Origin of the sequence: Lysobacter sp. yr284 (assembly GCF_900107375.1) — a bacterium.
Classification (GTDB): domain Bacteria; phylum Pseudomonadota; class Gammaproteobacteria; order Xanthomonadales; family Xanthomonadaceae; genus Lysobacter.
In genome coordinates this window covers 77,945-99,060 of the sequence record NZ_FNPT01000010.1, presented here as the reverse complement: position 1 = coordinate 99,060, position 21,116 = coordinate 77,945, and the positions used below count along the sequence as shown (strand labels likewise).

16 protein-coding genes are annotated in these 21,116 nt (G+C 64.1%); 11 read left to right on the top strand and 5 right to left on the bottom strand.

The features are described 5' to 3' along the window. Window positions 1-85 precede the first annotated feature (85 nt). Window positions 86-4,405: an ATP-binding protein gene (locus tag BLV01_RS15685; RefSeq protein WP_175485996.1), complete on the bottom strand. Its 4,320-nt coding sequence runs from the start codon at window positions 4,403-4,405 to the stop codon at window positions 86-88. Window positions 4,406-4,797: 392 nt separating this feature from the next. Between BLV01_RS15685 and BLV01_RS15680 the strand changes: the two genes are divergently transcribed. From BLV01_RS15680 to BLV01_RS25555, 7 genes are all read left to right on the top strand, one after another. After that, window positions 4,798-6,435 carry an FG-GAP repeat domain-containing protein gene (locus BLV01_RS15680; protein WP_091801579.1) on the top strand — a complete coding sequence of 546 codons (1,638 nt, stop codon included), beginning with the start codon at window positions 4,798-4,800 and terminating at the stop codon, window positions 6,433-6,435. A gap of 384 nt (window positions 6,436-6,819) precedes the next feature. Next, window positions 6,820-7,005, top strand: a complete 186-nt coding sequence (locus BLV01_RS25570; RefSeq protein ID WP_139178757.1) for a hypothetical protein — start codon at window positions 6,820-6,822, stop codon at window positions 7,003-7,005. A gap of 128 nt (window positions 7,006-7,133) precedes the next feature. Continuing rightward, window positions 7,134-7,754 carry a hypothetical protein gene (locus BLV01_RS15675; protein ID WP_091801576.1) on the top strand — a complete coding sequence of 207 codons (621 nt, stop codon included), beginning with the start codon at window positions 7,134-7,136 and terminating at the stop codon, window positions 7,752-7,754. Between the two features lie 491 nt (window positions 7,755-8,245). Then, window positions 8,246-8,944, top strand: coding sequence for a hypothetical protein (locus BLV01_RS25565; RefSeq protein WP_139178755.1), 699 nt, complete (start codon window positions 8,246-8,248; stop codon window positions 8,942-8,944). Further along, a complete protein-coding gene (locus BLV01_RS15670; RefSeq protein WP_139178753.1) occupies window positions 8,937-10,379 on the top strand; it encodes a hypothetical protein in 1,443 nt (480 codons plus the stop codon). Before BLV01_RS25565 ends, BLV01_RS15670 begins: the two co-directional genes overlap by 8 nt. 362 nt (window positions 10,380-10,741) lie before the next feature. Further along, entirely contained in the window at window positions 10,742-11,554 is an 813-nt protein-coding gene (locus BLV01_RS25560; RefSeq protein ID WP_139178751.1) for a hypothetical protein, read from the top strand. Window positions 11,555-11,886: 332 nt separating this feature from the next. Then, window positions 11,887-12,456 carry a M48 family metalloprotease gene (locus tag BLV01_RS25555; RefSeq protein WP_139178749.1) on the top strand — a complete coding sequence of 190 codons (570 nt, stop codon included), beginning with the start codon at window positions 11,887-11,889 and terminating at the stop codon, window positions 12,454-12,456. Between the two features lie 320 nt (window positions 12,457-12,776). On the opposite strand, the gene BLV01_RS25550 is transcribed toward BLV01_RS25555, so the two are convergent. Further along, the gene (locus tag BLV01_RS25550; protein ID WP_139178747.1) at window positions 12,777-13,580 is read right to left on the bottom strand and encodes a hypothetical protein; all 804 of its coding nucleotides are present in this window, start codon (window positions 13,578-13,580) and stop codon (window positions 12,777-12,779) included. 501 nt (window positions 13,581-14,081) lie between these two features. Beyond that, window positions 14,082-14,822, bottom strand: a complete 741-nt coding sequence (locus BLV01_RS15665) for an HNH endonuclease (RefSeq protein ID WP_175485994.1) — start codon at window positions 14,820-14,822, stop codon at window positions 14,082-14,084. 595 nt (window positions 14,823-15,417) lie between these two features. On the opposite strand from BLV01_RS15665, the gene BLV01_RS15660 reads away from it, so the two are divergent. The 3 genes from BLV01_RS15660 to BLV01_RS15655 are packed head-to-tail and all read left to right on the top strand — an operon-like array spanning window position 15,418 to window position 16,803. Beyond that, the gene (locus BLV01_RS15660; protein ID WP_139178745.1) at window positions 15,418-15,714 is read left to right on the top strand and encodes a hypothetical protein; all 297 of its coding nucleotides are present in this window, start codon (window positions 15,418-15,420) and stop codon (window positions 15,712-15,714) included. Window positions 15,715-15,764: 50 nt separating this feature from the next. After that, window positions 15,765-16,268 (top strand): hypothetical protein, encoded by a 504-nt coding sequence (locus BLV01_RS25545; RefSeq protein WP_139178743.1) that lies wholly within the window; start codon window positions 15,765-15,767, stop codon window positions 16,266-16,268. A gap of 52 nt (window positions 16,269-16,320) precedes the next feature. Beyond that, entirely contained in the window at window positions 16,321-16,803 is a 483-nt protein-coding gene (locus BLV01_RS15655; protein ID WP_091801563.1) for a hypothetical protein, read from the top strand. Between the two features lie 68 nt (window positions 16,804-16,871). On the opposite strand, the gene BLV01_RS15650 is transcribed toward BLV01_RS15655, so the two are convergent. Further along, a complete protein-coding gene (locus BLV01_RS15650; protein ID WP_091801559.1) occupies window positions 16,872-17,696 on the bottom strand; it encodes a hypothetical protein in 825 nt (274 codons plus the stop codon). Window positions 17,697-17,978: 282 nt separating this feature from the next. On the opposite strand from BLV01_RS15650, the gene BLV01_RS15645 reads away from it, so the two are divergent. After that, on the top strand, window positions 17,979-20,285 hold the full coding sequence (locus tag BLV01_RS15645) for a CocE/NonD family hydrolase (RefSeq protein WP_139178741.1): 2,307 nt from the start codon (window positions 17,979-17,981) through the stop codon (window positions 20,283-20,285). A 69-nt stretch (window positions 20,286-20,354) separates the two neighbouring features. Here the strand turns inward: BLV01_RS15645 and BLV01_RS15640 are convergent, their stop codons facing one another. Continuing rightward, on the bottom strand, window positions 20,355-20,861 hold the full coding sequence (locus BLV01_RS15640; RefSeq protein WP_091801553.1) for a hypothetical protein: 507 nt from the start codon (window positions 20,859-20,861) through the stop codon (window positions 20,355-20,357). Between the last annotated feature and the right edge of the window lie 255 nt (window positions 20,862-21,116).

Genomic DNA, 21,116 nt, shown 5'->3' with positions numbered 1-21,116 from the left:
ATGCCGGATGGTGCGGGCGGCAGGCGAGGCCGGGCGGCGAGGGCGCCGCCGGCCCGCGGGCGCGGCGAACGCCGCATCGCGCGACTCAGCGCCAGCGGCGACGACGCTTGGCGCCGCCCTCGCGCGCGGCTCCCGTCGCGGACTCGCCCTTGCACGCAAGGCACACGCGGCCGTAGCCGCCGGCCCCGTCCTTGAGCGCCGGGTCGAAGAACTCGGCCTGTTCCTTGATCTTGCCGCAGCGCGTGCAGGGCTTGAGTTCCTTGCTCGCCAGTCCGGCCGCCTGCGATTGCACCTGGCTGACCGCTTCGGAACGATGCTCGCCCAAGGCGATCTCGACCAGCCGGTCCAGCCGCTCGGACAAGGTCGCCACGGGATCGTCGCCGAGGTTGAAGCGGTTGATGCGCAGGAAGCGGTAACCGTAGCTTTCCAGAGTCAGCTGGCGCTCCACGTCGGCCTCGTGCAGGTAGCGCTCGTGGTTGCCGATGTGGATGTGCTTGCCTTTCTGGAAGTGATGCTCGAAGCCGTCGTACTCGATCACGATCTGGATCGGCCCCTTGGGCGACTGATACGTCACCAGGAAGTCCACCCGCCAGGCCGGATGCTGGTAGGTGGGATCGAGCTGCTTGAGATAGGCGCCGACCTCGAACTGGGCGAACACGTCGATGTCGTCCAGGTGTTGTTGGTAGAACGGCGTCTGGTGCAGCCATTCCAGCACCCGCGCTTCCATCGGGCTGGACGGATCGACGTCCTGCGCGTCGGGCAGGCGCGCGGCCCGGTCCAGCACGTTGGCATAGTGGTGCAGCGCCTGACCGATGGCGCCGCGGTACTCGCCCAGTGGCTTGGAGTGGACGAACCACACCATCTCCTGAGCGCGGCTGAAGCCGACATTGAGCCGCTGCACCTTGAGCTTTTCCTCGACCGCCTGCTGCGCATCGGTCAGCTCGACCGGGAACACGTAGTTCAGCGCGTCGTGCTCGGCGGTGGCCACCATCGAATAGAAAACGATGTTGCGTTCCTCGCCCTGGCAGCTGTCGAAAGTCATCACCTTGAGCTTGAGCAGGCGTTCGAACTCCGCGCCGCGGGCGTGGCTGAAAAGGCGCTTGGACAGGTAGGTCTGCTGCTCGCGGAACGGGGTGATCACGCCGACCGTCGGCGGGTCTTCGTCCTCGATCAGTTCCAGCAGCCGCTCCAGGATGAAGTCCGCTTCGGCCTCGTTGGTGCCGCGCGTGGTCTTCTTGCCGGCGGTGTCGACCTGGTCGAAGCGGATGACTTCGTCGACCGGCACGCCGCGGATCTTGATGGCCTGCAACTGGTGGCCGTAGAAGGTCCCCGACGAATAGCCGATCAACTCCTGGTAGGAGCGGAAGTGCTTGCGCAGCATCACCGAATAAGACGCGGCGTGATTGCAGAACTCCAGGATCGAGCGCTTCACGTCGAACATCGACAGGCGTTGCAGGGCGTCGGCTGCGTCGCTGACATTGGTGCGGAAGTAGTGGGTCAGCTCGCCGCGGTACTTCTCGTTCTGCTCGATGCTGGCGTTGGACGACTTGACGTTGGAGAACTGCTTGTCGTCGCCCAGCACCACCACCTTGCGCGCGCGCAGCAGCGCCGGCAGCGCCTGCGCCACCGATACCTGCGAGGCCTCGTCGATGACGACCACGTCGAACAGGTCCGGCGCCAGCGGCATGAACTCGCCGAACTCGCGGATGCTGGCGATGATGACCGGGAAGCTCTCGCGCACCTGGCCGAACTTCTCTTCCGGGAACTTCTGCCGGCTGGCGATCACCCCGGCCAGGGCGCGCGCGTCGGAGCGGTAGTTGTCCATGAAGCTGATCAGCCGGCCGTCCACGTGCGAGTTCATGACCGAGGTGTTCAGCCGTTCCAGCTGAGTCTTGGTGCCCACGTAATCGATCTGCGGCGCCGCGGCGAACGCCTCGCGCGTGCGCAGCCAACCGGCCAGGAAGCGGATCGCAAGCGGCCACAGCCGCGCATCGTCCTTCGGGCGTTCCAGCAATGTGTCGACGATGGTCGGGTCGATGCGGCGGAGCAGGGCGACGGCCTGCGCCGCGCCGGCCGCGGCCGGGTCCACCGGCCGCGCCGTCGCCAGCCAGCGGTACGCGGCCGGGAACGCCTGCTCCTGGCCCTGCGCGGCCAGCTTCAGCCGCAGCGCGTTGGCGGCCGCGGCGACCGCCTGCAAGCGCGCGACCGAGGGCTTCAGCAGCAGCGGCTGCGACACCGGCAGCAGGTTGATCTGGCGTTCCAGCTCGCGCACGGCGCCGCCGCGGAACAGATAGCCGAACACCGGCATGCGCAGCTGTTGATAGGTCACCAGCGCGCTGCCGAGCGCCCGCAGCTGGTCGGCGTCCAACTGTTCGAAACAGTTCCAGGGAACCGAGCCGGCGCCCTGGGCGAACTCGGCCAGCGCCAGCTCCAGGCTCAAGCGGTCGCACAGCGTGGCCGCGGTGTGGTCTTGCTCGTCGAAGACCTTGACCAGATACGCTTCCAGGCCCGGCAGCCCGGGCGCGAGCGCGTCCAGCTCCGCCTGCAGGCGCGCGTCCTTGCAGCGGCGCAGTTGCTCCAGCAGCGCCGGATGCAGCTGCGCCAGCTGGGCCTCGTCCTCGTGCATGGCCTGCACCGCCGCCAGCTCGATCGCGCCCAGCGCGCTCACCGTCTGCGCGATCTGTTGCTTCAGGTCGGCGGCCTTGGCCTGCCGCTCGGCTTCCAGGCGCGCCTGATTGGCCTTCATCGCCTTCGCGTACGCGCCGATCTGGCTGATGGTCTGGTTCGACGTCAGCTTCTTGAAATTCGCCGCCTGCTGGCCCAGGCGCAGCAGCGGGTTGGGAAAGTCCGGATCGTGGCGCACCCGCGACATGGCTTCCGACAGCTTGTCGTACACCACGTCCAGCGCCTCGGTCTTGTCCGACAGCACCAGGCACGAGCGGTGATTGAACGCGCAATCGGCGGCGATGGCGGTGATGGTGTGGCTCTTGCCGGTGCCCGGCGGCCCGGCCACCACGACGATCTTGCCCTGCGGGTGGCGCACCGCCAGCAGCACCTTGCGCTGCTCCTCGTTGAGCGGGATCGGCGAGTCGTAGACCACGCGCTCGACCATCGGCAGCGCGTCCCACTGTGCCTCGACCTCGGCGGCGATCGACTTGGGGTTCTCGCGCAGCACGCCGCCGACGATGCCCTCGAACAGATCGACCACGCTCGAACCGCCCTTGTTGAGCGCGTCGAGGATCTCTTCGTAATCGTTGATCAGCGCCTCGTCCGCGCGCTCGAACGCCGCCAGATACAGCGCGCTCGACAGCCCGACCTGGGCCGTGGCCGCATCCTGCGCGGACGAGGACAGCTCGATCTCGCCGCCCAGGTCCATCGCATTGGCCACGCGGCGGAACAGCAGGCGCGCCTCCTCGTACACCGACTGCTCCGGCTTGAGGTAGGTGATCCGCTCGGGAATCGGCGACACCCAGGCGCGATTGAGGCCAGCGGCCAACTCCTGCAGCACGAAGTCGATGGCCTTGCGGTTCGCGTACAGGTGATTGACCAGCTTGAGCTTGTAGCCGGCGCCGCTGGGATCGCGCTGCACTTCGATGGGCAGGAAGAACAGCGGGTACTGCGTGCCCTTGAACTTCACCGCGCCGAGGTACAGATACAGCTGCAGGTTGTCGCTGGTGGCGACATAGGTTTCCAGGTCGCGGAACTCCAGATAGGCGTCGGCGGCGACGAAACCCTCGAAGAACGCGATCAAGGCCTGGCGCGTTCCCTCCAACGTCAGGAACTGCGGGATCGCCTCCAGCAGCGGCGCCGGCTCCTGCGTCGCCAGCAACCTGGCCAATTGCTCGGGCAGGATCCGCGACAGGTCCGCGCCGACCCGCTCGACCAGATCGCGCTCGGCCGCATGCAGCGAATCCACCACCCAATAAGCCTGCGTGCGCAGCGGCCCGTCCAGGTGCGCGATCAGCGGCCGGATGATGTGCTCGGACACCTTGTCGGCCAGATGCTGCTGCACCCCCTCGACCCACAGCTCCGGGTCCTGCACCGCGCTGGCGTAGGTGCTGACCGCCAACGCGCCGACCTCATGCCCCACCAGCTCGATGGCGGAGGCCGGAATCGCGTTGACCTGCTCCTCGATCACCTTGCGCAACACCGGGCTGATCGGCCGCACGTACTTGCGCGGCGCGATGTTCAGCGCCAGATCGTCCCCGCTGGGCCGGCTCAGCAGCGCCCACAGATCGCGGTCCAGATTGGGGTAGGGCGAGGTACGCAAGCCCGAGCGGAACCCGCTGTCCGACGTCAGCACGATCCGCCGGCGCGGCGCCTGCTGGCGCTTGAAATCCGAATCGAGAAAATCCCGGAAATACTGACTGACCCGCGAGGCGATCGGCCTCAGGTGGGATTTCAAGGCATCCATTGCATGCACCGCCGTTATGGAGCGAGCGGCCCACCAGTGGACGATCCCTGGTCTTGCGCGCGGTCCTCGTTTCGAGCGGAAATGCTACCGCGATTTTCCACAGCCCCGCGTGACCCCGCCTGACCCCGCGTGGCGCCCAGCCCGGCCCCAGGCACCTGCCGCCCGCCCCTGCAGGAGTGGCGTAGGCCGCGACCGCGACCTCACCCGCCCGCGCAGCCACCGCGGCGAAAACATCCGCCTGCGCAGGCGCTCAAGACAGTGGTTCGCGCGCCGCCACTCTTGCCGGAAGGCCCGGTGCGACCGCCGGGCACTCTCCGGCGGCCGAAGCGGATCAACGCGCCCACCCCAACCACTGCCGATATACTTGGCCCGAACGACAGGGGATGCTGATGCGCAGGGAATCGAGTGCGGTGTGGGCGATCGCGGCCGGCAGTGCGTGTGCAGGCTTGCTGTGGGCCTCGCAGAGTCTGGCCGACTTCGTCCGTCGGCCCACGTTGTCCTGGGCCAGCGTAGCGACAGGCGCGGCGTTCAAGGCCCGTCCGCGGGCGGACACGACGTCCAGCGCACACCCGCAAACCGGCGCGACGTTCGGCGCGCGCGCCTGGGGACGCATCGCGTCCAGCGCAGGTGGATGGGCAGGTGCGGCACCGGGCGCACTTGCGCATGGTGGGGCGGGAGCCGCCGCCTCGTCGATGCAGGCGGCATCACCGGGGCCGCCGATCTATTCGATGAGCGCGCCGCAGTACCTCTCCGACCCGGCGGCCGCCCGAGCGCGGTCCATCGCCGTGGGCGACGTCTCCGGCGATGGGCGCGATGACCTCGTCTTCCTGTCCGCGCGTTACGTTCCCGGCGCGTGGCTCAACGGCATGGACGTCTACGTCGCCTATCAGCGCAGCGATGGCAGCCTCGAGCCGGCGGTCAAGATCGGAGAGTCGGGTACCGAACTCGACTTCCGTTTGTTGATCGCTGACCTGGACCGCAACGGGATCGGCGACATCGTCACCACCACCAGCAGTGGCGTCATGGTGTTCTACGCGAACGCCGACGGCCGGTTCACCTCTAGTCTGACCGTGGTCGGTGACCCCGACGCCTTGGTCGCCACCGACGTCGATCGCGACGGTTACCTCGACGTGCTGGTCGACGCCAGCGACACCACAGCCAGCGTCCTGCACGGTGGCCCGCGCGGCGTCGAGCGCACCTCCACGCTGCCGCTGCCTGCGTCTGCGGTGCGCACCACCGGCGACGTCACTGGCGACGGCCTGGACGACCTCATCCTCGCCACCATCTTCAACCGGCCGCTGCGCGAATTCCGCGTCTACCCGGCGCTGGCATCGGGTGGATACGCCGCGCCGCTGGTGCACTACGGTGCGCTGGACGCCAATCAGACCGGATCGCTCGTCACCGGCGACTTCAACGGCGACGGCCGCATCGACCTCGCGCTGGACGAGGCGAAGGATTACGCGGACGTGCACCTGTACTTCCAGGACGCACAAGGCACGCTTTCATCGACCCGCGACATTGCCAGAAACCGGGGCGGCGGTTCCTTGGTCGTCCACGACCTCGACCGCGACGGCCGCAGCGATCTGGCGATCGCGCACAACGGCTGGGGCTACGTCGGCTACTACCTGCAGACGGACACCGGCTTTACCCCCCAGAACGTTATCAACGTCAATCAATACATGGGGCGGTCCAACTACTTCGCCGCCGGCGACCTCAACCACGACGGCTGCGGCGATCTGGTGATCAGCCGGGACAGCCAGTCGCCCGTGCTGTTGTACGGCCAAGGCTGCGCGCCTGCGGTCGTCGCCGATTGCCGTTATCCGGAGGTAGCGGTGGAGGCGGCGGGGCCTGTGGCGACGGCCTGGGCGTTGCCGTTGGCGCGTGTGGGCAGCGGCGGTGCGGGTGCTCAGGTGCGTGGCCGATCGATGTCAGACGCTGGCGAGCGCTTTGGGCGCGACGGCCATGGCCTTCGGAGTGTGTCGGCGTCGGGGCGGGCGGGCAGGGGAGTGATGGAGCGGTAATCGCTATCGACGAGGCCAGCGCGGACGGAACCTGCAAGCGACACTGCCCTTGTGCCTGCAACGCACATCCTCTGCAACGGTTTTCCAATCCGAGCCGTCCATCGCGTTATACCGTTGATTGTCAGGGCAAAAAACGCTTGATGCCCCAGTAAAAGATTCACATGGTTGGCGGGACACCGCAGCGCCGAGGCCGCTCGCCGGTAGAGGACATTGTGTGAGCCCGACCAGGAACGCCTCCGCCCCGCCTCGTGAGGAGCGACCGAGGGCGAGCGTCCGTCATCTATCTGGTCGTGATCCTCTAGCGGGCGACCGATACTGCAAACCCGAAGGGGCGGCCTTGCGTGTTGTCCATCCAGATCCACGCGGACGACGCCGAGGCGGGTCGTGGCTGAGCCGCTGCCGCCGCAACTGCGCAGCCTCGTCGACGAATTCGCCAAACAAAAAGACCTGCCGTCGAACGCCGCTCAGGATGTCGAAGCAGCTATCGCGAGTTCCCCTTATCTTGCCAGCGTCATGGTCGACGCCGTCGACCGGCACAACCGATCGTTCATTGATCAAAAGACCGAGTAGAAAGGACCTCCTCTATGACGTATTCGCGCTGGACACGCTATGCAGGCATTGGAGGCGCTTGGCTCGCACTTGCCGGCTGCGCGCAACCGCCCGCCCAAGCATCATCGGACCAGCCGAAGGACGCCCCCATGACCACAACCACCCAGGTACCCGCCGGTGGCGAAGCTGCGGCCGAACATGTCGCAGCCCAGTTCGACCGCATCGCCGCGCAATCGTCCGCCCAAGGCAAGCCCACTCCTGAGCAACCGCCGGCCGCCCCGCCGCCCGGACCGTCCTTGCAGCCCGAAGAATGGATCGCGCGCATTTTCCGGCTGATCGATAGCCTCAGTTCGCCGAGCGATCTGGAACCCGCCCGTGTCGCCAACACCATCGGCCTGAGCCTGCACCCGGCCGGCACCGAACAAGTGGCCCGGGGCGACCTAGGGTCGCAAGGCGACTACGCGCTCTGGGTCAACACGCTTTACAGGGAACGCCCAGGCAAATGGACGGCCGGGCTGTCCCAGGAGCCTCGTTCCGGCCAAAAGGGCTGCCTGTTCCCCCTCAGCCGATTGCGCCAGCACCTCAGCGGCCGCGGCTACAGCGCCAATGAAGGCGTGCGCCAGCGTGATGGCGGCGAGCGCGCCCTGTATCGCTCTGCGGCGACTGCCGATGGGATCGTCTTCGTGGTCTCGGCCCAGTTGGCGCCTGGGGGTGCCGGTTGCGTCCAGGAAATCCGAATCAACGCCAACACGCCTGAGGACGAGGCGTGAGCCCGTTGCGGCAGGAGATTCGTCCGGTCATTGAGGAGCTTGCGCAGAAGAAAGGTTTGCCGCCTTCTGCAGTAGCGGACATCGTAGCGGGCACTGCCCGTTCGCGTTAACTTGGACGAGATCAAGTCGGGCGTAACCTGCGAGCGACACCGCCCGTGTGCCTACAAAACACATCCTCTGCAAGAGCATTCCAATCTGAGCCGTCTGTCGCGCTATGCCCTTGGTTGGCAGGGCAAAAAAACGGTTGATGTCCAAATAGAAGTTGCGCATCGTTGATGGAACACCGCGACGCCGAGCTTCCGAGGCCGCTCGCTGGTAGAGGAGACCGTGTGAGCCCGACAAGGAACGCCCCAACCCCGCGTCGTGAGGAGTCCCCGAGGCCGAGCCCCACGTCTGCCTTGTGGCTGTGGCCCCTGGCCCTGGCCGGCCTTACGGCATGCGCGCAGCCCCCGGCGGCTCCAGTCCCTGAAACGCGAAAGGAGAGTTCCGCCATGACGGCCCCATCGCCTGCGGCCTTCGACAGCGCCGCCACGCCGGAGCAGGCAGCCGACGCTGCCGCGACCGCCGCCGACCGGGCGGCGGAAATGGCCTCCCGCACGACATCGCCGGCCAATACGGGCCGAGCTCCTTCTCCCCCTGTCCAACTGACCCAGGGCCCCGCCCTGGGGAGCGAGGAACTGCGGGTGCGATTGCTGAAGTTGATCGAAAGCTTGAAGACGGCGCGAGATACGGAACCGTCCCATGTTGCACAGGTGTTGGGCACGCCCTTGGGTCCAGATCCAGAGGATGCCGAGAGTCAGTTGGTCGAAGGCCAATTGACCGGCGGCGGTCGTTACAGCGTCTCGGTGGATACGTTGTATCCGGGCACGCCAGGCCGGCATGTCGAAATCCGTTGGACACCCGCCGGCTGGAAGGGCGATCCACGCAAACCCGAAAACGCGTTGCCTACCTGCAGCCTGCACTTCCCGCCGCTCAGCGACGACATCGCCGCATTGGGCTACTCACGCTCAAAAAATTCGCCTCACCTGAAGGAAGCCTGGTCGTTCCGAAAGGATGTGCCCGCCAACGACATCACGTTCTACCTGGTCGTGACCCTTTATCGAGCGATCGATGCTGCAGATCCGAAGGGGCGGCCTTGCGTGCTGTCCGTCGAGATCGACGCGGACGACGCCGAGGTGGGCCGTGGCTGAGCCGTTGCCGCCGCAACTGCGCTCCCTCGTCGACGAGTTCGCCAAACAAAAAGGCTTGCCTCCAAACGCCGCACAAGATGTCGAGGCGGCGATCGCGAGTTCCCCTTATCTAGCCAGTGTGATGGCCGACGCCGTCAACCAGAAAACGCTCAAAAATATCGGCGTGAGCGCCGCAAACCATGAGGGCGGCCATTACGACAAACAGACCGCCACCATCTTTGTCAGCGTCGAGACATTCACACACAAGGATGCGAAGCCCCAAACACGCATCGACAACATCACCAGTACCCTGGGCCATGAGACGGGCCACGCGTTGACCGAAAAGGCGCGCTCCGCGGAGATCGACCGTCTGTCGACCGCTATCGAGATCAAGCTCACCGAGGGCTTAGGCAACGCCTCCACAGTGGATGTCACCCCAGAAGTGGGACGCTATCTGGACTTCACCCGCAACGACGAAGCGCTGTCCGAGCTGATCAGCATGAACTCGGTCGCAAGCCGCATCGCGAGCCAGCCCGGGGGATACAACGAGAAAGAGTTCCTGCGACGCATGGACGCGTCCACCCAGTGCATTGAGCGAAGGGAAAACGCCAGGCACGCCGAGCTAGCTGCCGGGATCAAGCTTTCGGAGCACGGCTTCCAGTTCACCGGAAACCGCTTCAAAAGCCCCGCCGTCGAAGCAGTGGCGGCCTGCCACTATGACCAGGGAGCAACGCTCGGCCGACATGGCGATTCCAACTATCGCAACTACTACGGCCCGAGCGTGCTCGCCACCATCGCAGCGGTTCACTCCGATGTGGCCAAAGGCACCACGCAAGCGGTTCCGGATGTCCACATCGATCTGAAACATCTGAAACTAGATCTCGCTCAGATCGAACGGAATGGCGTGGATCTGCCCGGCACGAGCAAGAGCTTCAGCTTTACCGACATCAGCGACGGCAAGCTGGCATGGAAGACCGTCAACGACACCAGCGCAAGCACGCCACAACCGACGCCAAAGGATGTTGATATCGAGGCGTCGGCAGCGCGCTCCGCCTTCCGAGCGGATAGTCCCGGGCATCCCGATCATCGGGCCTTCGAGATGTTCCATCGTGCCGCGCAGGCCGATGGCCGTTGGAACCAGACCGAAGCCCGTAATCTCGCTGCCGCCGGCTTAGCGGCGGTGAAGGCCGACCCTGTCGTAGGCCAGAACCTATCTGGAGTCGTCATCGGCAGGGGCGCTGATGGCGCGCCCAATCTCATCGGGTATGCATCTCCCCATGGGCCGATGGGGCCGCATCATCATCTCGCGGTAGAGGCTGACGCTGCTGCCCAGGTGCCTGCGGATAAGAGTCTGGATCGCGTCGAACAGCTCAATTGGCAACAAGGTCAACTACAGACTCAACAGCTGGAACAGCAAGCCTCGCAGGTGCATGCGACCCAAAAAATGAGCTTTTGACATTAATTGGTGGCTGTTTCGAGGGCGGACATGCTCCGTGGGGTGTTAGCTCTAATCTGAGCTGACCGGTCCGCTTTCGGCCAGAAGCAGACACTGGAAGTACGTGGCCCCTGGGTGACCGTACCGGTCAAGTCGCAAAACTCACTGCGCCACGAGACACGTGCGGGTTTTCCGATTCACCTGTCCGAAGTGTTTTCCTCCCGACGTTTACTCAAAGATATGGGCGAGCGATTTACTACGCATCACTTGTTGTGTGTCCCTAGCAAAACTTAGTGCTCGCATTCAAGGCTGTATCTGAGATGTTTCTAGATTCATCTTGCACGTCATACCAAAGAAGCTGCTCACACTTGGGGAGATTGCGCATGAAGATCACTGCCGCTTCAGTAGCGATTTTTTTTACCATGCTGACTGCAAGCGCCTGGGCAACCGAGCCAGGAGTAAACGAGAGATTTACACCTGGAGCGACCGACGAAGAAATCAAGTCCACAGTCTCATCCGCGCTCAGCCACGCCCTCTCGAAACGAAACGATTTTGCCTTCTCGCCAGATGAAGCTAAGACTGCTGCTGGACGGATAAAGGCGATTTTCGATGCTACGAAAACGCTACCTGGAGACGCAGGGACGACTTACGACGTTGTCCTTCAGATCGGTCACTTCCCGCGAAAAACCGGAAAAACTGGGGGCACGGGTAAGTACGTAACGGAGCAACAGGCGGCGGCCGCAATCGCAGATGGAGTCCGTCAAAAACTTTCGACTTTGAAAGTAGATAACAAGGCAATCTCCACAATCGTCGTCGGAGCTGATGATTTTACGCGGGGGCTCAAGACTAAGATATTTTTAGCTCTCCATACGGACTCTTCCGAAAAGCCTTGCTCAGTGGGGCCAAGCCTAGGGTATGAAGCCGGGACCAGTCGAGTTGGTACCAACGGTCTAGCCCTTGCCACGGCCTTAACCCTGGGCTACGACGCCACGAAATTTATGAAGGACAACTACACTCGGAACCTTTCAGGCTATTACGCTTATAGATCGATAAATTCAAGTGCCTTCAAAGCACTCTTGGAGATGTCGGAATTGTCTTGTCCAGAGCAAGAAACTAATCTCCTGAAGAACGCGGCCCAACTTTCCGAAAACCTAGCAATCGCAATTCAGTTTTCCCTGCGTGACCAATCACTGTAGTTGTCATGGCAAATACAATCCTGTCCATTCTTAGCACACTATTCGCTTTAGCTGCGGGACCTGCTTGGGCTCAACAGCCACATCTCACCTTAGATGCTGTAGTTGAGCAGCGATGGATAGCAGAAATAGGAGAGGAGCGAAGAACATTTCGATTGGTCCCTAACAAGCAGGGACCTGTCAAGCGTGATACTGACTTGATTTCGCTAGTTATTTTTAGATCCAGCCCTACGTCAATGAGCCCAGACAATGACAACTGCCGCGCGAACGCTAATCTCCGCATCGTTACTTGTGATCTCAGAGTCATCGACTCATTGTCTGAGGAGTTTGGGCTCTTGTCGGCCAAGCTCCCGAGAAACAAAATTGCGCACTATACGAAAGATCAGCTAATTCTCTTGAAATGGGTTATCGCACACGAGATTGGCCATATTGAAAAGGGGCACCATCCTTCTTCGTATAGGACCGCCCATTCCGGATTTCTAGTGTATGAGGTGGAGCAACAGCGCTCTGAGCTAGAAGCCGACGAGTACTCAATCTCAGTTATGGGTGCATTAGATAAGTCAGAAGCTGAAAACTATGCACTTCTACTTACCATTGTTAACAACCTGATAAGAAAAAATCTTTGCCCCACAACCTATCCTGAGCCCTGCGAAGCGATAGCGCAGGGAGCGGGAATTCTCTTCAATTCATCGAACTTTGATCCGATCGTCATAGATGGCGGGACGAGACATCCAGATTTTATCGCCAGAATGCTCCGGTTGCTTTATCTGGCCGGGCGCGGGACGAAAGTGAACTCCATCAACTATCTAGCAATGAGAGCAATTGAGCGGTTGAAAATCAAATCAGCCAATGGACTGGTAGTAGTGGACGCGAGCTCATCCTCTAAATCTGCTTTAGGGGAATGATGGCTGCAGCCCGCCGTCGAAGCGGGTTCGGGTCGAATTGGCTGCTATCACACCAAAGCGTCCGCAGACCCTGCACTACCGTGGCGAAGCTGAGTTCATGGCCTCGGATGGACGATTCAGCGGGGCACAAGCAAATCACGCCGCAAAACCTGTAAGCCATTCCATGGGCACTCGTTGTCTGCCTCGGTTGGCGACTCCATTGCCATAAGCCTTCCCCTACATGGCTTTCAGTACTCGGACGATGGTCGCCCTTTTCTTCCTAGCCAAATGTAGCGCTACCCCGCAGCATGGCCATGCAGTGGCAAAGGATGCCGCTCGGCTTAGGGAGCAGTGACTGCAGGTGTTGCCAGCACGGAGCAATTACGAAACAAGGTTGTCACGGATTTGAATGCGGCGGTTGAATAGGTCGCTTGCTTGAATCCAGCGGTACGGGTCACTTCCGAACCCGCCTCTACTCGAGCACTGAAGAGTTCCATCAGCCGAACCATCACTCCACCTTTCTTTCCACGGACAGCCTTCCGATCGAACTCAAACTTCTGAACAATCAGTTCCTCATGAGGCGCTAGGGCTCCAGTTGCGCCGTCGCCGAGGTCGGAGGCGTCATCAACACCCTGAGCTAGTAGCTCATTCACCATAGCTTTCTTTATTGGGATTGAGCTGAATCTGCGAGTCGCAAACAGTATCTGCGCGTTGGTCTGCTCCATGGCTGCAATGGAGAGGCCAATTTGCGCCGCCCACTCCGGCTTTTCGGCACCCACGTCAGTCTTGAAAGCGCGACCAGCTATGGCTACCAGACGAACGCTGGTCCAGTTGCTAATGGGCTGCGGCTTGAAGCGCTCCTGGTGTGGGAGCTCTAAAGCAAGGAAAAGCTGCGTTGGTGTTCCCGTCTTTGCCATTGACAGGAGGTCACTCGCGCACGCAGGATCAGTCACGTAGTACACATTTCCTATTTGCGCAGCCCCTGCGTCTGGTGCGCTCAGTACGTTGAATCCCCGATCTCGCGCCAGCGTTGCGTAGATCCGCTTGATCAGACCATCCACAACTTCCGTTTCTGGTTCCTGTGCATACGTACTTTGGGCCGTCGACACCAGTGTTAATGCAAGCACAGCGATGACGAATCGCATAGCCAAACTCCTTGTCTACTAGACTGGCTGACGCGCTTCATCGAAAGCGCCCTCTTAAGCAGCTAAACGGAACACGTCGGCCGTATCGGGCAACTTGCAGCTACCGTTCGTCGGGCGCACCCTAGCTTCTGCCACCCATATCCTGGCACCCGCAAGGTCCGGCTCAAGCGGCGGATGAGCTAGGTTGAACAGTGCTCACATGGGTACCATCGATAGTTGCTTTTGAGCGGAATGAAATCGTCGAGTTTTGGCTTGATGCCACGGCCGCATTTCGGACAGCGTCGGCGACTTCCCGATTGACGCACCGTCGTCCCCAGAGCTTAGTGAGGCTAGGTCCGGCGAACAGGCCCATGACTCACAGACGGATAGAGAGAATGCGAGTCCGAACGACTGCTTTGGGTCGATAGCCGTCATTCTCGTTAACGGCCGATCTGGGCCAAAAGCTGACGCTATTACCTGTCCTGGCCGCCGGTGGCCACATACGATTGTTTTGCAATGCAGCTACATGGCATGGAGCTTCCAGTCGTACATCTTGTAATGCCATCCAAGACACTCTGCCGAAGGCCAGTGACGGCGGTCCTTAGGCATGAAAGCTTTTTTGCCATGAAGGGTCGTTGAAACCTGACTGTCCGCGCTGGAGTACTTCCCATCCCCGCCCTTCGGATCGATGTAGTACACGGTGTGATCTGGCGCGATGGTGATGTAACCGCAATCGAACAGGCGATGATGCGTTGCGCAAAGCAGCAGTCCGTTACACGTGGCCATCCGCTGCGCGGGGCTGCAGGCGTTCCATTCGATCAGGTGGGCCGCCTGAAGGGCATCCTCGAAAGTCAGCCCACAAATTGCGCACCGCCCCTGATACGCGAGCAACAGCGTCTTTCTGAAGATCGATTGCGCCGTGCCACGTACCTTGACCTGCGCGTAGATATCGGCGGCCTTCCCGGGATCGGAATCCAGCTCTGCGGCGAGCGTTTGTTCGGTTTCGCCTTGGGATGCATAGAGGAATGGGTTCTCGCTCTCGTTCCATGCGTAGTTGCGGACCTTCCGCAACCCTTCGGGCAGGTCGTCCACATCCCAAGCGATGAACCCCGAGCTTGGCGTCTGATCCTGCGCATTCACCACCAGAATCGTCAAAGGCGGAAGCCTCTGGTCGAGGCAGTACGCCTGGATTACCCCCAGCACATAACGAAGCGCGCGTGGGTGGACGCTGATTGCCGCACCCAACTCTCCGTAGGTGATCAACCCACTCCTCTTCGACGCAACCGCGGTAAGCACCCTCCAAGCCCGATAGGCACGCTCTTCCTGATTGACAGCCATACACCCCCCAAGTGTCCGATGAGACCGTCCCTAGATAATAGCCAAGGAACGGCCAATCATCCTTGGGATCATCACTTGCGCCCTCTGAGAGAGGCGGTCTGCCCGTCGGCGCGTCAGAAAACGCGGCCCGGGTAGGCGAAGCGCACCATCCGCGGCTTCGTGGACGATCCTCCCGCCAGCGATGCCGTCATAGCCAGTAACCTGCAGACGGGCCCCATGCGCTGGCCGCCAGCCAATGTCGCCCGTGTAAGGGCAGAGGTCGCACCGGGCGCTACCAGGTATCCTTTGTGAATGATGGCTATGGGTCGAAAGCGGACATCTATAGCGCCGACCGCCTCTTCAGAATGGCCTCTGCATGGATACGTAACCGAGCGATAAACTCGGACAAGTCTGATTGACAGTTCTGTACTGGCTCTACAGAGTCCCACCCACGGAGCGTCGAAACTCCCAAACACATAGCGATTCCTACCTTCGTCAATGGTGGGTCTTTTCATAGCTGTCGTTTGGAGGAGTACCGCGTATGCCCCGTAAGCCCGCCCGCAAATCCGACCGCGCATCCCCGCAAGAAGGCGTGGTGATGCCCGTCGACGCATTCAAAGCCCTTTCCGCCTTCCAGCAGGAACTGCACGGCATCGTGCGGACCTTGCAGCCTGAGGTGTTGATCGAGATCGGGTATCCCGCCGGGCAGGACCGCCGCTTGCTGCGGGAGGTCTTCCAGGCCCTGGCCCGGCGGCTGGACCCGGTGATGGCGGCCTGTGTCTGGTCGCCCGCCGGGGAGGATGGGGACGGGCCGGGAGCGTCGGGGCGTCTGCACTGAGGGACGCGCCTTCTCGCGGTGACGGGCCGGGCGGTCGCGAGGGGGCGGGCATGGCCGCCGCCTTGTCGGGGCCGGGCTTCGGGCCGAATCGCTGCTTTCGCAAGCCAAATTGCTTCGCGCGCAAGCCAAAAGGTGTCGCGCGCGAGGCGTTTCGGCTTGCGCGCAAGCCGTTTTCGCCCGGCCGCGAGCCGCGCCGGCCCGGCCGCAAGGCTGCGCATCCCGGCCGCAAGCCGTCGAGCCTTGCGCGCAACCTGCCGATTCTTGCGCGCCACGCTTCGCACCTTGCGTTCGCAAAGCGCAACGCCTTGCGCGCAACCGGTTCGGCTTGCGCGCAAGCCGCGACGGCTTGCGCTTGCTCCGCCAAGGCTTGCGCGCAAGCCGATGTGGCTTGCGTGCGCAACGCGTACGACGTTGCGCGCAAGCCGGGTGTGTCGCGCGCAAGCCGCGCGGGCTTGCGCTTGGGTGTCGGCGGGCCACGCGCAAGGCGCGACGGCTTGCGGTCGGGCCGTCGCGGCTTGCGTCCGGGCCGCTGCGGGTCGCGCGCGCGGTTTTAGGCTGCGCGGGCCGGCCGTCGCGGCCGGCGTCCCCCGACTGCCAAGGATTGCCATGAGCCAGAACCTGATCGACTTTTCCCTGTCCGCCGAGTCGCTCGCCCTCATCGACGAGGCATTGACCACGCTCGAAAACCACCTCGCCGGGCTGGTGGCGCTGCCGCTGGACCAGCGCCGCCAGCTGACCAAGATGGGCGACAAATCCGAAGCCTTCTGCCGTCAGGCGCTGCATGTGATGGGCGAGAACCCCGGCATCCTGCCGCGCAATTTCGACCTGGACGGCCTGCGCCGCGATCTGGCCTTGCTCGACAGCCTGCGCCCGCGCGCGCTGCGGGTGACGCGCCTGCACGAGAAGCTGCGCGACACCGAAACCGCGTTGGGCAGCGATCTGATGACCAACGGGTTGGAGGGGTATGCCTTCCTGAAGATCGCCGGCAAGGGCGAGGGGCTGGAGGCGCTGCGGCAGATGTTGTCGGCGCGGTTCAATCGCACGCCGGCCAAGCGCGCGGCGCCGCCGGCGGATGCGCCGAAGGCGTAGGGCGCCGGCGCTGCACAGGCCCCGCGCATCGCTGGGCCTGTGCGTTTCGGGCGTCGGCGGCGATCGGCTCAGCTGTACACGATCATGGTCACGCCGTACGTGCTCATCGGCTGATTCACCAACACCCCGACGGTGTCGTTGTCGGCACGGAACACCTCGCGCAACGGCCCGTGGCTGCGGTCGTCGATGCCGACCGAGATGCCGCGGAACTGGGAGTAGTACTGGCAGTACATCGGCGGCGGCGACGGGCCTTTCTTGCGCAGCGCTTGGACCGAAACGAAGAATCCTTCCAGCCCCTGGAAGCCGATCCCGCCGAACAGGGTGAAGCCGACGCAGTCGTAATTCTTCTTGTCGAGCGGATTCATGATCGGCTTGGCGCCGGGAAGGATCGTTTTCAGCGGGAACAGGTTCGGCATGCCGTTGGGCCCGTAGTTGATGCGCAGTTCTTCCAGGTCGGTGGCCGCGGTGTTGAACAGCACGCCGCGCAGATGCAGCTTGATGTTGAACAGCGCCACCAGGTCCATCACCAGGGTGTACAGCGAGATGCCGATTCCGATCTCGGTCATCGCCGCGCCGGCGATGCCTTCGACCAGGTCGGTGAGGAAGCTGTTGCTGGGGTCGTTCGGGTCGTTGGGAATGTCGGGCAAGGCGTATTCGCGCGTGGAGATGATGCCGGTAGCGTCCTGGTACTTCGCCAGCAGCCGGTTGAGGTCGGCGCCGGGGCGCAGCCCTTGCTTGAAGGCTTCGTGGGCCGAGGTCAGGGTGGCCAGGAACGTGGTCACCGCGGCGCCGCCCGTGTGGTCGTTCCTCAGGCCCTCGATCAGCGCCTTGAAGGTGGGGCTGTCCTTGCGGATCCAGGTGACGTGCGAGTACTGGCAATCGGGATAGCTCATGGGGCTGCGGTCCTGTGGGTGGCGGCCGAGGCGGGCCTCACCCACAAACGGTGCGGGCCTGTGCGAGCGGCCACTGGGCGCGAAGGCTGCATGGCGTTCGCCGGCATGCGGCTGCGGCGCGAGCCGCGCCGGCGCTTGGCCGCGCGGCGGTGCGCTGCGCTGTTCGGGCCGCGCCTGCGCGGGCGAGGGAACTCAGGCGTTGCGCAGGCGTTGCGCAGTCGTGCGACGATTCGGCTCGCGCCGGCATCTCATCGGGGAGTGCCGCTGCGCCTGGGAGGACGAATGCTGAGATCGATCTGGGGGGCGGCGCTGGTCGCCGCCGGTGTGTTCTGGGCCGCCGATGGGTGGGCGGCGACGCCCGCTGCGGCGTCTGCGTCGTATGTCTTGCCGGCTGCAGCCATCGAAGACGGCGCGCGCCTGGACGCGGCGATGCCGGCGCTGGCGCGGCAATTGCTCGCCGACTATCGCGACGACGACCGCAGCCGCGATCTCAACCAGCGCTTCCGCCTGCAACTGGTGGCCGGCGATTACGCCGCCGCCGAGCGCAGCCTGGAGGCATTGTCGGCCACCGCCACCCAGGGGCCGGTGCCGGTGCGGCCGAACTTCGCCCAGTACCGCCTGTATGCGCGCGCCAAGGCGCTGCAGGCCGGGCAGGGGCTGGACTTCGGCGCGGCGCTGACGCGCGCGTTCGCCGAGACGGTGACGCCGATGGACGACCGCGCCGCCGGGGTGGCGATGCGGGTGCTGAATTTCGAGTCGCCCGATGTTCCGCGCCAGCGCCGCGCGCTGGCCGATGCGCTGGCGCCGCTGCGCAAGCAGCCGGCGCTGGACCGCGCCGCGGCGCTGGCGTTGGTGCGCAGCTATCAGGTCGAACGCAGTTATGCGGCGATGGCGCCGCTGCTGCCGGCGCTGACGGCGGCGGACGATGCGCGGCGTTATCGAGTGGAACGCGATGTGGCGGTGGCCACGCCCGACGGCGCCACGGTCTGCGCGACGGTGGTGCGTCCGCTCAACGCCGCCGCGCGCTTGCCGACGCTGTTGAACTTCACCATCTATGCCGACCCCAGCACCACGCTCAACGAGGCGCGGCGGTCGGCGTCCAACGGCTATGTCGGCGTCACCGGCACCAGCCGCGGCAAGGGTTGCAGCACCGACAAGGCGATGCCGTACGAGCACGACGGCGACGATGCCGCGGCGCTGATCGACTGGATCGCGGCGCAGCCGTGGAGCGATGGCCGCGTGGGCATGTACGGCGGCAGCTACGAGGGCTTCACCCAGTGGGCGGCGGCCAAGCGCCGGCCCAAGGCGCTCAAGGCGCTGATGCCGTCGGTGACCGGCGCGCCCGGTCTGGACGTGCCGATGGAAGGCGGCATCTTCTACGGCTTCCAGTATTACTGGCCGTTCTATGTCGCCAACAGCCGCCAGCTGGACAACGCCGCGATCGAGGATTACCCGCGCTGGCAGCGCATGTACCAGGGCTGGTATGTCAGCGGGCGGCCGTATCGCGAGCTGCCGCAGATCGACGGCACGCCGAATCCGATCTACCTGCGCTGGCTCTCGCACCCGGACTACGACGCGTACTGGCAGGCGATGATCCCCTACCGCGACGAGTTCGCCGCGCTGGACCTGCCGGTGCTGACCACCACCGGCTATTACGACGGCGCGCAGATCGGCGCGCTGTATTACCTGCGCGAGCATTACCGCTATCGCCCGCAGGCCGAGCACTACTTGGTGATCGGCCCGTACAACCACGTCAGCGGCCAGCGCGGCACGGTCGCCACCGGCGACAGCCTGCGCGGCTACACGCTCGATCCGCAGGCGCAGATCGACATCGGCCAATTGCGTTACCAGTGGTTCGACTACGTGTTCAAGGGCGCGGCCAAGCCGGCGCTGCTGGCCGACCGGATCAATTATCAGGTGATGGGCGCCAATGAGTGGAAGCACGCGCCGTCGCTGGCGGCGATGGCGCAGCGGCGGCAGAAGTTCTATCTCGGCGCGACGGCCGGCAGCGACAGCCGCTATGCGTTCCTGGCGCAGGCCGCGGCGCCCGACGCGTACGCCGAGCAGGTCATCGACCTGCGCGACCGCCGCGACGCCGAGCGCATCGTGCCCGGCGGCGGCATCGTCGATGCGGCGCTGGACACCGCCGAGAGCGTGGTCTTCGTCAGCGAGCCGTTCGCGCAGGCCGAGGAGTTCAGCGGCCTGTTCTCCGGCCGGTTGGAGGCGAGCACGAACAAGCGCGATTTCGACTTCAATATCTCGCTGTACGAGCTGATGCCCGACCAGCGCTACTTCGAGCTGTCGCGTTACCAGTCGCGCGCCAGCTACGTGGACGACGTGAGCCGCCGCAAACTGCTGGAGCCGGACCGCCGCACCGTGCTGAACTTCGAGGCCGGCCGCGCCACCAGCAAGCGCATGCAGGCCGGCAGCCGGCTGGTGGCGGTGGTCAGCGTGCTGCGCAATCCGCAGCAGGAGATCAACTACGGCAGCGGCAAGGCGGTGGCGGCGGAAAGCATCGCCGATGCCGGCGAGCCGATGCGGGTGCGGTGGTATGGCGGGAGTTATCTGGAGATTCCGCTGAGCCGCTGAGCGCGGCGCATAGTGCGAGCGCAACGGCCCGTCGGGGCCGTTGCGCAGTTCGCGATGGCGCCGACGGCGTCAGTTCACCCGTCCGGTCGAGGCGGCGCCGTTGTTCGCGTTGTAGAACAAGATGCCGTTGGGCGTGTAGGTCGCGCGGTTCCAGCCCAGGGTGAAGGCGCCGGGCGCGTAAGTGACCAAGTGGGTGAAGATGCCGGCGCTGTTGAGGGTGCCGATCGCGCCGGCGCCGGTCTGCGCGTTGTAGAATAGCAGGCCGTTGGGGGTGGAGACGATGCTGCTCCAGCCGGTGGCGAAGGCGCCGGCGGGGTAGTCGCGGATGTTGATGTAGTTGCCGCTGGGGTCGATCCGGCCGACGGCGGCGGCGCCGTTCTGGGCGTTGTAGAAGAACAGGCCGACGGGCGTTTCGGCGACGGTGCTCCAGCCGGTGCCGAACGAGCCGGCCTGCCACGCGCGCAGGGTGGTGAACGACTGCGCCTGCGCCTGTTGCGCCGGCAGCGCCAGCGCCAACGGGACCAGCACCAGCGCCAGCCAACGGCTCTTGTTCGCGATCGCGTTCGAGATGTTCATTTTCGTCCTTTCCATGGGGAGGGGCGCGGCGGCGAGGAAGTCTCGCGTCGCGGTGCCGGCCCGGGCGTGCTCGCCGCGCGGCACCGGCGGATTCCATCGCCTCGCTGCGCGCGCGGCAAACGACCCTCGCGACTGCTCAGATGCGGCGTGATCGCGCGCGCACAGACGCTGAAAAGATTGGCGAAAACGCGGCGCCGGTTAGCGATGCGGAAACCCGCGCGACGGCGTCTGCGTCGCAGGACGGGGCGCGATGAT

What these genes read in the sequence shown, in the direction of transcription:
- BLV01_RS15680 (WP_091801579.1), top strand. Translation starts at nt 4,798, where the DNA reads ATGCTGATGCGCAGGGAATCGAGTGCGGTGTGGGCGATCGCGGCCGGC.
- BLV01_RS15675 (WP_091801576.1), top strand. Translation starts at nt 7,134, where the DNA reads ATGACCACAACCACCCAGGTACCCGCCGGTGGCGAAGCTGCGGCCGAA.
- BLV01_RS25565 (WP_139178755.1), top strand. Translation starts at nt 8,246, where the DNA reads ATGACGGCCCCATCGCCTGCGGCCTTCGACAGCGCCGCCACGCCGGAG.
- BLV01_RS25560 (WP_139178751.1), top strand. Translation starts at nt 10,742, where the DNA reads ATGAAGATCACTGCCGCTTCAGTAGCGATTTTTTTTACCATGCTGACT.
- BLV01_RS25550 (WP_139178747.1), bottom strand. Translation starts at nt 13,580, where the DNA reads ATGCGATTCGTCATCGCTGTGCTTGCATTAACACTGGTGTCGACGGCC.
- BLV01_RS15660 (WP_139178745.1), top strand. Translation starts at nt 15,418, where the DNA reads ATGCCCCGTAAGCCCGCCCGCAAATCCGACCGCGCATCCCCGCAAGAA.
- BLV01_RS25545 (WP_139178743.1), top strand. Translation starts at nt 15,765, where the DNA reads ATGGCCGCCGCCTTGTCGGGGCCGGGCTTCGGGCCGAATCGCTGCTTT.
- BLV01_RS15655 (WP_091801563.1), top strand. Translation starts at nt 16,321, where the DNA reads ATGAGCCAGAACCTGATCGACTTTTCCCTGTCCGCCGAGTCGCTCGCC.
- BLV01_RS15650 (WP_091801559.1), bottom strand. Translation starts at nt 17,696, where the DNA reads ATGAGCTATCCCGATTGCCAGTACTCGCACGTCACCTGGATCCGCAAG.
- BLV01_RS15645 (WP_139178741.1), top strand. Translation starts at nt 17,979, where the DNA reads ATGCTGAGATCGATCTGGGGGGCGGCGCTGGTCGCCGCCGGTGTGTTC.
- BLV01_RS15640 (WP_091801553.1), bottom strand. Translation starts at nt 20,861, where the DNA reads ATGAACATCTCGAACGCGATCGCGAACAAGAGCCGTTGGCTGGCGCTG.